The organism is Bradyrhizobium campsiandrae (assembly GCF_014529705.1).
GTDB classification, from domain to species: Bacteria; Pseudomonadota; Alphaproteobacteria; order Rhizobiales; family Xanthobacteraceae; genus Bradyrhizobium; species Bradyrhizobium campsiandrae.
Map to the genome: position 1 here is coordinate 43,953 of NZ_JAANIH010000046.1, position 12,927 is coordinate 56,879.

The window sequence follows — 12,927 nt, forward strand, 5'->3', positions numbered from 1 at the left end:
CCAACGCGTTACGACAGCTTGCCGACGGCCTTTTCCAAGAGGTCCCAGGCCTGGTCACCATATTTGCTCTTCCACTCGGCATAGAAGCCGGCGGTCCGCAGCTTGTCGCGGAACGGCGCGACGGTCGGCTGGTTGAAGGTCAGGCCCTTGCCCGCGAGCTCCTGCTGCAGATTGGCATTGAGCTTGGCGGTGTCCTCGCGCTCCTTGACGGCGGCGGCATTGATGTTCTTGGCGACGATGGTGCGGACGTCCTCCGGCAGCGCGCTCCAGGCTCTCCGGTTGGCCAGGAACCAGAAGCCGTCCCACATGTGGTTGGTCAGCGAGCAGTATTTCTGCACCTCGTAGAGCTTGGCGGTCGAGATGATCGCCAGCGGGTTCTCCTGGCCCTCGACGATCTTGGTCTGCAGCGCCGAATAGACCTCGCTGAAATTGATCGAGGCGGGCGCGGCGTCGAACGCCTTGAACATCGAGGTCCAGAGCGGCGACACCGGCACGCGGATCTTGAAGCCCTTGAAGTCGTCAGGACCATTGATCGGCTTGGTCGAGGACGTGGTCTGGCGGAAGCCGTTGTCCCAGATCTTGTCCATGACCTCGAGGCCGGCCTTCTTGATCTCGCCGCGGACATGGGCGCCGAGATCGCCGTCCATGGCCTTCCAGACCGTGTCGTAGTCCGGGAACGCGAAGCCGATGCCGTTGATCGAGGCGGCCGGCACCAGGGTCGACAGGATCAGGCCCGACAGCGTGAAGAACTCGACGCCGCCGGAGCGGATCTGGCTCAGCATGTCGGTGTCGGAGCCGAGCTGGTTGTTCGGGAAGATCTGGAGGTCAAACTTGCCGTTGGTTTCGGCCTTGATCGCCGCCGCCATCTCCCGGGCGCGCACGTTCAGGGGATGGGTGTCAGGCAGGTTGTTGGCGTATTTGTAGGTGAACTCGGCAGCCTGGGCACGGGCCACATAGGGCGCGCTGACGCCGCCGAAAACGGCGGTCGCGGCGGAGGCCTTGAGAAGCGTGCGGCGGGAAAAACTCATGGGTCTGTGCTTCCTCGGAAGTTTGTTCTTGTTGTGAGATGCAAACCTATACGGACGCCGGGTCGGCAGTCATCTGCGATCTCGCGAAGCTCGCTTATTGCAGCCGGGCGACGTCGCGGCAACATCCGCTTTCGGTGTGGTCGGCCACGATCCAAAACGCGAAAACAACCCCATGCACAGTAGCCGCCAAGTTCGCAGGCGACATAGCGTTGGCCAACCAAGATTGGTGCTGGAACGAAGGCGGCATGGCAGCAATCCCGCCTAAATATTTGATCTTATTTGATATAAATATATTCCATAATATACCTTATGCGAATTACGGATATGGGCGGACAGCGACGAGCCGGAACCCCCGGCCTGTTCCAGCGCCTCCATGGCCAAGCCTCCATGGCCAAGGCAAGCTGAGTTCGCGGATCGCTCTCGCCGAAGAACGGATGGCCTCGGCGAGATGTCGCAACAATCACGTATCGGTGCCCCCATGCTTTGGGGATTAGCGGCAGCTGAAGCTCGAGGGCTGCGTCGCCGGGCCATGGCCGTCCCACGTCGTCCGCTGGGGATAGACGCAGACCGGATAGCTCACACTGCCATCGCGCGAGGTCAAATTGATCTCGCCCGGCGCCACGCCCTTCTCGACCCAATCGGTCAATGCGGAGAAGAACTGGTCCTGGTCGCGCGTCGGCGTTTGGTTGGCGTTGCCCGGCAGCTTCGGCAGCGGCACGGCGTCGTTCTTGCCGGTCACGGTGTACGAGCGGCCCTGCGAGGAATGCGCGGCGCCCGGCACCAGATACATCCGCATGAATTTTGCGACCTCGGTATCGCCGCCCATCGCAGCAAGCACGCGCTCGTGATAGTTGACGTTGCCGGCCGGCGGGATCGCATCATCCGCAAGTCCGCTCCACACGATCACCTTGCGGCCGAGATCGCGCAGCTTGGAGAGATCGGCTCTGTCGGTGATCAGATTGCTGAACAGCGTGGGCTGGAGCGCGACGTTCTTGTCGACGCCGGCAGCGAAGCCGGCATAGTCGAGCTCGAGCCAGCGGTTGCGCTGGGCGGTCGAGGTGTTGGTGATCGGAATGGCTGACGTCGCGCTGGCATCGGCGGCGTAGCTGACGTCCTGCATGCCGAGCGCAAAATTGTCGGTCGACGCGCTCGTGATCTGCATCGAGATCGACGTGCCCCTGGTAAACGTCCACCACAGCTGCTTCACGCCGAGCGCCTTGCCGCTGCGGGCTTCCGCCGTCTGGGCCGGATCGACGCTGCCGTCGCGGGTCGCGCCATACCAGATCTTGTTGAGGGCACCCGCCTCCTTCGCGCTCATGCAGGTCGCCTTGTCGGCATTGCTGCCGGTGACGCCCTCGCCCGCTTCGCCCGCACAGAGCAGCACCGCGTCACGGGCGGGATTGTAGTCGCAGGCAAAGGGATCAAGCAGGAAGCCGAGGCCGGCCTTGTCGCAGGTCGCAACGGCGCGCCTGTTGGCGGCCTCGACCTTGGCGGCGAAAGCGGCGGCCTCCGGCTTGTTGATTGCAGTGAAGCCGAGCTCGGTCTTCATCACAATCTGCGGATAGAGGCTGGTGGTGCCGAATTTCGCGATGTTCGGCGCAGGCTGCGCGATCAGGTAGCCGTCATAGAGCTCCGGATACTCCTGCAGGATCTTCAAGCCCTGGCGGCCACCCTGCGAGTGTCCGTCGTAGTAGACGAATTTCGGCGCCTTGCCGTAGTAGAGATTGACCAGCGCTTTGGTCTTGACCGCCTGCTCGACCATCGCCCGCACCGCGAAGTCGCGGAAGCCCTCGACATTGACCTTGCCGTCGGAGAGGAAGCCGAATGAGCCGTCCTGATACCAGGGCTGGCCGGCATCCGTCGTCCCCGAGGCATAACCGATATTGGCATTGACGATCGCCGGCACCTTGCTGCCGATCTTGTCGGCGTAGCGATGGCCGCCACCGACCCAGCCGCCGCCGCCATAGTTGCGGATGCGCTCGTTCCAGTTCGCCTGCGTCGGCAGCCAGACCTCGATGCCGATGCCTTCCGAATAAGAGGGCGCGGTCCTGTCTTTCTCAGCCGTGACGCCGGGACCGACCAGCAGCTTCACGAGGCAAAGATCGGCTGCCGCCGTGATCGGCTTCGGCGAATCGGGCGCCAACACCTCCTCACCCTTCTTGACTTGGCGGACCGCGATCACGGTCGTGATCTCGTCGGGATGGAAGGCAGCCTTGATGCCGTCGTCACAAGCCATCGGCTCGGCGCTCGCCGATGTCACTTGGCAGGTCGCAGCCACCAGCAATATTGCCCAAAAATTCCTTCGTGCGATCGGCATCGGTTCTCTCCCTTCGCTTATTGTTTTCTGTTGGGCCGACGATAGCGTGTTGCCGACCTGGCACAATTATCCAATTGTGACACGGACTTAACATGGTGTTATTTCTGCCCGGGCCCCCGGGGAGCCCCCACTTCCGGCTCAGGTGGCGCTCCAGCAAGCGCGCAGTGAACCGTTGCGGTGTGGATTCGGGTTGCGGCGGGTCCGGCTCGCTCACGCGAAAGATCGCCGTTGAGCGGCGCGTTGCGACGCTCGGCGGCCGTGCCAGATACGGCGAGGCCGGGCCTGGGTCCGCTAGTTCGACGTCATCTCGTTCGAAGTCATAGGGCGCCCACCGGCGTCGGTCGGCTTCGTTGCGGCGCCGTCTCGGTGGTCTTGGCAAGCAACGGCGCAAACTGCTCCGCGGTCACCGTCTCGTTGGCGATCAGCAATGTGACGCCGGCGTCAAGGTCGGCGCGTCGCTGTTGCAGGATGTCGCGGGCGCGACGATCGCCCTCCTCGACAAGGTTGCGCACGGCAACATCGATCTCGCGGCCCGTCGCTTCCGCAGCCGCCACGATGGTATCCTGGGTGGCAGCCATAAACGCCTGCGGTTTCGGCGCATAGGTGCGTTGCCCGACCGTGTCGTCCATGCCGTATTTCGTCACCATCTCGATGGCGATCTCGGTCGCCCGTTGAAGATCATCGGCGGCGCCGGTGGAAATGGCCCCATCGAAAATCAGGCGCTCGGACGCGCGTCCTCCCATCAACACGGCGATGCGGTTCTTCAGCTCCTCGATCGTGAGCAGGAACCTGTCCTCGGTCGGACGCTGGATGGTATAGCCGAGGGCCCCGATACCGCGTGGGATGATCGACACCTTCTGCACCGGATCGACGCCGGGCAGGCTCGCAGCGACGAGGGCATGTCCCATCTCGTGGTAGGCAACCCTGCGCCGCTCGTTCGGGGCCAGCACCCTGCTCTTCTTTTCGATGCCGGCCACGATTCGCTCGATCGCCGTCATGAAGTCGGCGAACGAGACCTCCTCGGCTTTTCGTCTGGTCGCGGCGATTGCAGCCTCGTTGACGAGGTTGGCGAGATCGGCTCCGGTGAAGCCGGTGGTGAGGCCGGCGACCTTCTCAAGATCGACATCCTCGCCCGTGTGGATCTTGTGGACGTGCACCTTGAGAATGGCAACGCGTCCGTTCTTGTCGGGCCGGTCGACGAGGACCTGTCGATCGAACCTCCCGGCGCGCAGCAGCGCGGGATCCAGGATCTCGGGCCGGTTGGTGGCTGCGAGCAGGATGACCCCGGCGCTCGGATCGAACCCATCCAGCTCCGACAGGAGCTGGTTGAGGGTCTGCTCCTTCTCGTCATAGCCGCCGACCGACAGCGGCCCGCGGCTGCGTCCCAGCGCATCGAGCTCGTCCACGAAGATGATGCAGGGCGCAGCCTTCCGGGCTTGCTCAAACAGGTCCCGAACGCGCGCCGCGCCGACCCCGACGAACATCTCGACGAATTCCGAACCGGAAATCGAGAAGAACGGGACGGCGGCCTCGCCAGCGACCGCGCGCGCCAGCAGGGTCTTCCCGGTGCCCGGCGGCCCCACCAAGAGGATGCCCTTCGGGACGTGAGCGCCCAAACGGCCATAGCTCTTCGGATCCTTCAGAAACGAAACGACTTCCTGAAGCTCGAACTTCGCCTCGTCGACGCCGGCAACATCGGCGAAGGTGACCTTGATGTCCTTTTCGACATAGACCTTGGCCCGGGACTTCCCGATCGCCATCAATCCCCCGAAACCCTGGCCGCCGGTCATGCTGCGACCGAGCCAAAACCAGATCACGACGAAGACGATGACCGGGAAGATCCAGGACAGCAGGCCTTGCAGTCCGCCGCTGGCCGGAACGCCCGTTACGCTGACACCCTTTGCCGCGAGCTTTTCGGCCAAGGCGAGATCAACCCGCGCCGTGACGAACGCCGATTTTCCGCTCGGGAGCGGTTCCTTCAGTTTTCCCTGGATGGTGTCCGCTCCGACGGACACTTCGGCGAGCTTGTCTTGAGCCAGCAATTGCTCGAACTGGCTGTACGGGATGGCCTCGACGGAATTGTACGCCGTCGAAAAGAACTGAAACAGGACGAGCAGCATGCCGCCCACGAAGATCAGAGCCATCGCTATGGTCTGCTTGCGCGATATCTGTTCAGGCTCCACCCGCTTCTCCCATCGAATTCGGTTTCGATCAAACGCTACCTGCGCAGCGGTGACCTCCGCTTGACTCAGGTCAACGCGGCGCCAGCCGCGTGTCCCGCGCGCTTGCACGGCCCTCCGGATAGTTCCTTAGGTTATGCGCCCGAATTTCGATCGTCCGATTGGCCCGCTAAAACAATCCTGCCAGCACGCATTCGGCTCGTGGACGATGGAGCCTACAATGAATCACTCGGTCTACACCGCAGACAAGGCGACCCACCTGAAGGTGGTCGTATTCGCTCTGCTCACCAGTCTTGTGATCATGGCGATAACGCTGACCGCCCGCCTCGCTCATCCGGAAGTCGATGCGCGTGCCACGGCCACACAGACTGTGTTTAGGGCTCATCCAGGCCATGCGGTGACTGAACTGGCGCGGCTGAACAAGCATCCGATCTAGATCGAACTGGGGGAGGACACGACATGACCAATGAGGCGATCAAGGCGCTGATGGTGCTCGCGCTCTACGGGGTGCTCGAACTGACGCTGTTTTCCTCGTCCATCGCCAGATTCGCCAAGCGAACCGTGCCGTCTGGCCACCGTCGCGTGGCGAACGGTGAGGTCAGGTCGCAGGGATCGTCCCGCCTCTAGCGCAGCGGCAGCAGCTCCATCTGGCTCTGCGCCTTCTTGACGGCCGCCGCGAACCAGCTCTGGCTGGCTGCTTCCCTGGCGAAGCACTTGGTGTAGGCGTCCATCGCCTGGTCTTCCAGCGCCATGGAATCCTGCGGGACCTTCCGCGCCATCATCCGCTTCCAGACCTTCTCGCAAGCCGGGATCTCGGCCGTCTTCACGGCCTCGGTTGCCGCGAGGAAGTAGACCTTGTCGCCCTGGATCGCGACCACATCGATTTCATGCGGGGGCCCCTTGAGGTCACCATTGCCGCGGACGCCGAGCACGGCCACAGCGACGCTCGCAGATGCGGGCTTTGTGATCGGCAGCTCGGCATATTTGGCGAAGGCCGCGTCCTGGATCGCCTGGTAGTAGAAGCGGTCCGAGCGGAACGCCGCATCGATCTCCTGCGGCATGCCGTCCTTGCGGTGTTCGGCAAGCCAGTGCTTGAGCAGGGATGTCGTGGTCACCACGGCCTGCTGCTTGTCGCCTTCGGTTGCAAAGGCGAGCCCGTCGAGATGGCCGAAGCCGATATCGCCCTTGAATAGCGTGTCGACGTTCGACTTGCCCTCCGCCGGCAAGCCCTTGATCGTGATGTCCTTGATCGTGACCGGGCCCACCAGGCCGTGCAACACACCGGTCAGTTCGTTGAGCGCCGCGTCATGCTGCTTGATGGTCTCGTCGCTCTCCTTGGCTTTGGCGAATGTTGCGATGTAGCGGTCGCGCAAGTCGAGATAGTGCTGCTCGGGAGAGGCCGCACGCGCTGAAGTGGCGAAGGCAAACAGGCAGAGGAAGGCAAGCGATCTCATTGCAAAGTCCAGGCAAGCCAGGGAGCGATCTCCTGGCTTTGTGGCCGCGCCGGGCCCGAAGGTTCATCCAGGACGCCGTAGCCGCGCCGCCGGAGAACCAATCCTTCACCATGCCCTGCGGGTTCGATTGAGCCCCGGGAACCCCGGCGGTAAAATTACCCTCAGTGTTTTCGGTGGATGCTGGGCATCCCGGGGGCGACGTCCATGAGCGAGCTGCGTGCTGCGACCAGGCAATCCACGGCGAGAACCGGGATTATCGAATTCGACGGAGCCAGGAGCACCGTCAGCATCCCCTGCACCATCGCTGACGTCTCCGGCACGGGCGCGCGGCTGAAGCTCGATTGGTCGCTGGCGTTTCCGAAAGAGGCCACGCTGATTTTCGCCGACGGCTTGCGCAAGGCCTGCCGCGTGGCCTGGCAGAAGCGGCGGCTGCTCGGCGTCGCGTTCGCCGATGGCGTCGCCAGCGCGGACGAGCAGGCCCTCATGATGACCGAGGAAGAACAGGCTCTGCACAGGTGCCACATTGGTGCGCAGGTCAAAGCTGCCCGCGAGGCGCGCGGCTATACCGAGGCGCAGATTGCGAACCTCGTCGGCGTCTCGCCCGAATTTGTCGCATCTGCCGAACGCGGCGAGATCAGCATCCCGCTGCATCAGCTCACCCACATGGCCGATCTGTTTCTGGTCGATCTCGATTCGCTCGTTGCGGGCCCGACATTGATTGCCTTGCCGCCCGCTGAGCTACACCCGTACGAGTCTGTGGACGCCCTGCTGCGTTAGTCCTTGTGACAGCACGACGCGGCCTGCCGGTCGCCTGCCAGCACGCTGCGGCTGTTGCGGTCCGGCGGGATGTCACCAGCGGCGTTGGCCGCGAAAAAGCCGGTCGGCTTCAGCGTGAAGCCGGCATATTCGACCGGCATGATCGGAAAATCCTCGGGCTTGCAGATATGGGTGTGGCCGAAGGAGTGCCACACCACGATATCCGTGTTCTCGATGTTGCGGTTCTGCGCGGCGTAGCGCGGCAGCCCATCGCCGCCGGCGTGGTTGTTGGGATAGTCGCCGCTGGCGTATTTCTCGGCGGGATCGAACGCCGTCACCCAGACATGCTTGGTCGCAAACCCGCCACGCCTCCGCACGTAGCTGCCTTCCTGCGCCAGCATCAGCGGGCTCGGATTGACCATGAGCTTGTAGGCCGGCGCATTGCCGACCGAATTGGTCTCGTTGGGATTGCTGATCTTCCAGAACCGGCCGGTCTCGCCATTGGCAATGGCCGCGGCATCCCGCTCGCGCGACAGCACGCGCGTCGTGGTGTCGAACACGTTGCCGTGCGGATTGTCCGCACCCCAGGGCCGCGGCACGAACTCATGCTCGCTCACCATGTTGCCGCCGCCGTCGAGATCCATGTGCAGGCGCACGTTGAAGAAGTGCTGGTGCGTGGGGCCGCCGATGTTATCGTCGACCATGCCGCCCCATTTGTATTTTTCGCCCGAGGGCACGGCGGCGGTCTGGATGATACCGGTGAGTTTGGTCTCGAGCTGGATCGTGCCGTCCTGGTAGAGGTACCAGTAGAAGCCGTAATCGTAATTGCCGACGGTCGCAAAGAACGAGATGACGAGCCGCCGGGACCTGCGGACCTCGAACAGGCCGTTCCGGAATTCGTAGTGTTTCCAGGCAATTCCGTAGTCCTCTTCATGCATACAGATGGCGTTCTGCATGACGAAGGGCTTGCCATTGTTGTCGGCGGCCGGGACGTCGAAATAATGGATGTGGCCGAGGCAGTCGCAGCCGAGTTCGAGCGCGTTGGCAAGCATGCCGAGCCCGTATTCGCCGGCGTCGAACGCCGACTTCCAGAAATGGTTCGCGGTCGGGTCTGCATAGGGCACCACCATCTCGGTGACGCTGGCGCGATGGATCAGCGAACGCTTGCGCGCGCCGTCCTGGTAGGCGAGCTGATGCAGCACCAGCCCCTCGCGCGGCGTGAAGCCGACGCGAAAACTCCATTTCTGCCAGTCGACCTTCCAGCCGTTCACCTCGAAGCTCGGCCCTTCCGGCTGCTCGATATTCAGCGGCTTGATGTCGGTGCGCGGATTCGCGACTTCATGCGCGCCATAATTCCGCTTCTTGCGCGGGATCGGCACGATCGGATCCTCGTCGGTGAGGTCGATCACCCTGCCCCCGATGAGATCGACGACGGCGACCACCCCCTCGATGGGATGGGCATAGCCGTTGTCCTGGAGGTGCTCGCGAAAGAAGCTGACGGCGCGAACGATGCGCGCGCCGCGCTCATACCCGAGATCGAAGAACCCTGAGGAGAAGGGATCGACCTGGACCAGCTCGATGTCCTTGTCGGTGAGCCCGCGCCGAACCATCGCCGCGCGCCATCCGGGATCGGCCTTCACCACGGCCTCGCACTTGAAGAATTCCTCCAGCATCACCGAAGGTTGCCCATAGGGCGCCTCGCTGATGGGAATGACCTTGCGCGCGACGATCTTGCTACAAGCGAGATCGACGATGTGCTCGATCGCCTCGCCCGTCACCACGTCGAGCGTCAGGGCGAAGGCACGCCGCGAGGTGCCGCCCGCCGCCAGCTCCTGCTTGGTCGGCTCTTCCAGCCGCACCGTCGGGAAACGGCAGTTTTCCGGCGAAGCGGCGGCCGCACGCACAAGCGCGCAGGCCGAGGCGATCTCATCTGCGGTCAACGGATCGAGCGGATGCGGCGTCGCGGCCTGCGCCTGCGATCTGGCTTTGACGGTATCGAGCATTGTGATCTCCAGGGATCAGCGTGGGACGAGATGCGTGGTGATGGCGCCGAAGGCCGCGAACCAGCGCTGGTCGACCGGCACGTCCATCGCCTTGGGCTGCGTCGCGAGCTTGACGATGACCGTGTCCGAGTCGAGATCGACAAGGAGATGCTGGCCGTGGATGCCGATGGCGGTGAGCGCGTTCCGCGCCGGGTCGATCGTGAACCATTTGCTGCGATAGCGCGCGCCCGGAAAGAACTCGGCGAGGTCGCCATCGGCCCAGGCCTTGGGATCGCCGTTCTCCCTGATGTCGTCGATCCACCAGCCCGGCACCACCTGCCGCCCCTCCACCACGCCGCGATTGCGCATCATCTCGCCGAAGCGCAGCAGGTCGCGCGCAGTGACCGAGATGCCGCCGGCGATGCGGCCCATGCCGTGGCTGTCGAGCGTGAGCGAGCCGTCCTCCTCCGCGCCCAGGGGCTGCCAGAGATATTCGGAGAGGACGCGAGGGTAAGGCACGCCGCAGGCACGCTCATAGACCCAGCCGAGCACTTCGGTGTTGGTCGAGACGTAGTGGAACACCTTGCCATGTGGCTTGCCGGTGCCGCGAAGCGTGGTGAGATAGGCGCGCTGATGGCTGGGCTCGATGCCTGGCGGCGGCACGTCCCAGCCGGAGGCGAAGCGATAGCGGGCGACGTCGCCGGCGGGGTCCTCGTAGTCCTCCTCGAATTGGATGGCGACGGCCATGTCGAGCAGATTGCGGACCGTGCAGGTGCTGTAGACCGAGGTCTCGAGCTCCGGCACGTAGCGCACCACCCTCGCCTCGGGGTCGATCAGGCCGCGCGCGGCGAGTACGCCGCCAAGCGTGCCCGCGATCGCCTTGCTGATCGAACAGATCAGGTGCGGCGTGGTCGCGCTCATGCCCTCACCATACCATTCGTGGATCAAGGTGCCCCGGTGCATCACCAGCAGCGCATCTGCAAAGGTCTCGCGCAGCGTCGCCTCGATGGTGGTTGCCTTGCCGTCAGGTGCGGTGAAGCTGAGTTTTGCGAGCTCACGCGGGGCGCTCGGGATCGGGGTTGGCTGGGCCGAGCGGCGGATTTCGGCGGTCGGCAACACTTCGCGAACGTGTGTGAAGCCCCAGCGGATGGCCGGAAAACTACGCCAGTTGGCGCGGGTCACCTGGGCCTCGGGCGCGGGCGGGCTGCCGCGCATCACATCGGTCGGTCGCATCTCGGTCCTCCGCACGGGCTCCCGGCTCCGATGCCGGGACCAGGACAACACTGCACACCGGCGCCATCAGGCGTTATCGAGATCCGGCAATATTTTGCTGGACAGGAGGCGTGGCCGTGCCACTCTGGCGATGGTTTGCCTGCAGATTCCAACGTGCTGTCATGGTCTTGAGCGCAACTCTTCCGATTCAGGACTCGGCTGCCAGCCTGTTTCAGGCGAACAGCACCGACGTGGATGAGCATTGCGCCGCGCTCGGCCGCTGGCGGCTGAGCTACGACCAGATCAGCGCCGGCGCGTTCGCAGGCAGCTTCGCCCAGCTCTCATTGCCCCGCCTTGAGGTGTTCCGCGAAATCACCAGCCAGCAGGTCCGCCAATACGGCCAGCTAGGGGCCGGCAGCTTCGGCATCGGCCTGCCCTGGCACGGCGACGGCGAGGTCAATTGCAACGGTGCCAGTGTCGCGGGCGGCCAGGTGATTGCCTGCATCGACGCCGAGGTCGACATGTGCACGCCGAAGGCGTTCGAATTTCGCGGTGTCGTGACCAGCGCGGCGCTGATCGAGGAACTCGCCGCCATCTTCGACATCGAGCTGCCTCGCGCGGTCTGGCACCAGTTGCGGGCGATCGACATGGCGGAGGCGCCGGTTGCGCGGCTGCGCGCGCATCTCGCCGCCATCCAGGACACCATCACGGCTGCGCCCGGCCATTTCGATGATGCGGCCGCCGGCCGAGCATTGGAAGATGCTCTCCTCGTCGAGATCATGGACATGCTGCCGACGGCGCGCCCGACCAATCCCGGCCGGAGTGCCGCAGCGCGCAAGCGAACCGTCGATCGCGCCCGCGCGCTGATGCATGGCAGCGGCGACCGCTCACTCTCGCTGCTCGACGTCTGCAAGGCGGTCGGCGCCAGCCCGCGCAAGCTCGGCTATTGCTTCCAGGAGGTGTTGGGCACGAGCCCGATGCATTATTGGCGGGCGATGCGGCTGAACGGCGTGCGGCGCGATCTCAAGCGCGGCGTTGATGGGTCTGTCTACGACATCGCCGTGCAGCACGGCTTCTGGCACTTCAGCCAGTTCTCGCTCGACTACAAGCGCCATTTCTCCGAATTGCCCTCGGAGACGCGGCGGCGCGCCAAGACTGCTTCCTGACGCGACTATTTCCCGACGCGCCTGCTTCCCTACCAGGTCGGCAGATAGGTTCCTTTGAAGCGCGTCTCCAAGAACGCCTTCACCTGATCAGAGTGGTAGGCTTCGATCAGCTGCTTCACCCAGGGCTTGTCCTTGTCCTCCTCGCGGACGGCGAGGATGTTGACCCAGGGGCCGTCAGGGTTCTCCCGCGCAATCGCGTCGACGGCCGGATTGAGCCCGGCCTGCACGGCGTAATTGTTGTTGATGGAGACGAGATCGACATCCTGGAGCGCGCGTGGCAGCTGGGCGGCGTCGAGCTCGACGAAGCGGAGCTTCTTCGGGTTGTCGGTGATATCAGCAATCGTCGAGGAGACGCTGTTCGGATCCTTCAGCTTGATCAGACCATGCAGCGCCAGGATCATCAGGCCCCGGGCGCCGTTGGATGGATCGTTGGCGATGGCGACGCGGGCGCCTTCCGGCAAATCAGCCAGTTTCTTGTATTTCTGTGAATAGACGCCCTGCGGCGAGCCGATGGTGTTGGCGACCTTGACGATCTTCCAGCCGGTCTTGGCGATCTGGTTCTTCAAGTAAGGCTCGTGCTGGAACGAATTGGCCTCCAGGTCCTTCAGTGCCAGCGCCTGGTTCGGAATCACATAATCAGTGAACTCGACCACCTTGATGTCGAGGCCGCGCTCGGCGCCGACCTTCTTCACGACGTCGAGGACTTCGGCATGCGGACCGGCGGTGACGCCGACGCGAATGGTCTCGGCGGTCGCCGTTGTCGCAAACAAGGCTGCAGCCGCAAGGGTTGCGAGAAAACGCATGAATAGTCTCCGTTTCGAAACGATTGGGA

At 63.9% G+C, this 12,927-nt stretch carries 11 protein-coding genes; 4 read left to right on the top strand and 7 right to left on the bottom strand.

All coding sequences use genetic code 11. The annotated features are described in order from the left end of the window. Positions 1-8 precede the first annotated feature (8 nt). The 3 genes from G8O24_RS28760 to ftsH form a co-directional block, all read right to left on the bottom strand. On the bottom strand, positions 9-1,028 hold the full coding sequence (locus G8O24_RS28760) for a TRAP transporter substrate-binding protein (RefSeq protein ID WP_188105259.1): 1,020 nt from the start codon (positions 1,026-1,028) through the stop codon (positions 9-11). 490 nt (positions 1,029-1,518) lie between these two features. Further along, complete coding sequence (locus G8O24_RS28765; protein ID WP_188105261.1) at positions 1,519-3,345, bottom strand: tannase/feruloyl esterase family alpha/beta hydrolase; 1,827 nt, start codon at positions 3,343-3,345, stop codon at positions 1,519-1,521. A 317-nt stretch (positions 3,346-3,662) separates the two neighbouring features. Then, positions 3,663-5,489, bottom strand: coding sequence for an ATP-dependent zinc metalloprotease FtsH (gene ftsH / locus G8O24_RS28770; protein ID WP_191093354.1), 1,827 nt, complete (start codon positions 5,487-5,489; stop codon positions 3,663-3,665). A gap of 256 nt (positions 5,490-5,745) precedes the next feature. On the opposite strand from ftsH, the gene G8O24_RS28775 reads away from it, so the two are divergent. Together G8O24_RS28775 and G8O24_RS28780 are read left to right on the top strand one after the other, a co-directional pair. Further along, complete coding sequence (locus G8O24_RS28775; protein ID WP_188105265.1) at positions 5,746-5,961, top strand: hypothetical protein; 216 nt, start codon at positions 5,746-5,748, stop codon at positions 5,959-5,961. Between the two features lie 23 nt (positions 5,962-5,984). Next, complete coding sequence (locus G8O24_RS28780) at positions 5,985-6,152, top strand: hypothetical protein (RefSeq protein WP_188105267.1); 168 nt, start codon at positions 5,985-5,987, stop codon at positions 6,150-6,152. Here the strand turns inward: G8O24_RS28780 and G8O24_RS28785 are convergent. Then, positions 6,149-6,979, bottom strand: coding sequence for a hypothetical protein (locus tag G8O24_RS28785; protein ID WP_188105269.1), 831 nt, complete (start codon positions 6,977-6,979; stop codon positions 6,149-6,151). The genes G8O24_RS28780 and G8O24_RS28785 overlap by 4 nt on opposite strands. 204 nt (positions 6,980-7,183) lie before the next feature. Between G8O24_RS28785 and G8O24_RS28790 the strand changes: the two genes are divergently transcribed. Beyond that, complete coding sequence (locus G8O24_RS28790) at positions 7,184-7,756, top strand: helix-turn-helix domain-containing protein (RefSeq protein ID WP_188105270.1); 573 nt, start codon at positions 7,184-7,186, stop codon at positions 7,754-7,756. Here the strand turns inward: G8O24_RS28790 and G8O24_RS28795 are convergent. Both G8O24_RS28795 and G8O24_RS28800 read right to left on the bottom strand, forming a co-directional pair. After that, complete coding sequence (locus G8O24_RS28795) at positions 7,753-9,738, bottom strand: primary-amine oxidase (RefSeq protein WP_188105273.1); 1,986 nt, start codon at positions 9,736-9,738, stop codon at positions 7,753-7,755. The genes G8O24_RS28790 and G8O24_RS28795 overlap by 4 nt on opposite strands. A 15-nt stretch (positions 9,739-9,753) precedes the next feature. Next, the gene (locus tag G8O24_RS28800; RefSeq protein WP_188105274.1) at positions 9,754-10,950 is read right to left on the bottom strand and encodes a serine hydrolase domain-containing protein; all 1,197 of its coding nucleotides are present in this window, start codon (positions 10,948-10,950) and stop codon (positions 9,754-9,756) included. 161 nt (positions 10,951-11,111) lie between these two features. On the opposite strand from G8O24_RS28800, the gene G8O24_RS28805 reads away from it, so the two are divergent. Further along, positions 11,112-12,095 carry a helix-turn-helix domain-containing protein gene (locus G8O24_RS28805; RefSeq protein ID WP_188105276.1) on the top strand — a complete coding sequence of 328 codons (984 nt, stop codon included), beginning with the start codon at positions 11,112-11,114 and terminating at the stop codon, positions 12,093-12,095. Positions 12,096-12,124: 29 nt separating this feature from the next. Here G8O24_RS28805 and G8O24_RS28810 read toward each other — a convergent pair whose 3' ends face one another. Then, the gene (locus G8O24_RS28810) at positions 12,125-12,898 is read right to left on the bottom strand and encodes a MetQ/NlpA family ABC transporter substrate-binding protein (protein WP_188105278.1); all 774 of its coding nucleotides are present in this window, start codon (positions 12,896-12,898) and stop codon (positions 12,125-12,127) included. Between the last annotated feature and the right edge of the window lie 29 nt (positions 12,899-12,927).

Excerpts from the sequence above, each read along its gene's own strand:
- G8O24_RS28760 (WP_188105259.1), bottom strand. The coding sequence starts at position 1,028 with ATGAGTTTTTCCCGCCGCACGCTTCTCAAGGCCTCCGCCGCGACCGCC.
- G8O24_RS28765 (WP_188105261.1), bottom strand. The coding sequence starts at position 3,345 with ATGCCGATCGCACGAAGGAATTTTTGGGCAATATTGCTGGTGGCTGCG.
- ftsH (WP_191093354.1), bottom strand. The coding sequence starts at position 5,489 with ATGGCTCTGATCTTCGTGGGCGGCATGCTGCTCGTCCTGTTTCAGTTC.
- G8O24_RS28775 (WP_188105265.1), top strand. The coding sequence starts at position 5,746 with ATGAATCACTCGGTCTACACCGCAGACAAGGCGACCCACCTGAAGGTG.
- G8O24_RS28780 (WP_188105267.1), top strand. The coding sequence starts at position 5,985 with ATGACCAATGAGGCGATCAAGGCGCTGATGGTGCTCGCGCTCTACGGG.
- G8O24_RS28785 (WP_188105269.1), bottom strand. The coding sequence starts at position 6,979 with ATGAGATCGCTTGCCTTCCTCTGCCTGTTTGCCTTCGCCACTTCAGCG.
- G8O24_RS28790 (WP_188105270.1), top strand. The coding sequence starts at position 7,184 with ATGAGCGAGCTGCGTGCTGCGACCAGGCAATCCACGGCGAGAACCGGG.
- G8O24_RS28795 (WP_188105273.1), bottom strand. The coding sequence starts at position 9,738 with ATGCTCGATACCGTCAAAGCCAGATCGCAGGCGCAGGCCGCGACGCCG.
- G8O24_RS28800 (WP_188105274.1), bottom strand. The coding sequence starts at position 10,950 with ATGCGACCGACCGATGTGATGCGCGGCAGCCCGCCCGCGCCCGAGGCC.
- G8O24_RS28805 (WP_188105276.1), top strand. The coding sequence starts at position 11,112 with ATGGTCTTGAGCGCAACTCTTCCGATTCAGGACTCGGCTGCCAGCCTG.
- G8O24_RS28810 (WP_188105278.1), bottom strand. The coding sequence starts at position 12,898 with ATGCGTTTTCTCGCAACCCTTGCGGCTGCAGCCTTGTTTGCGACAACG.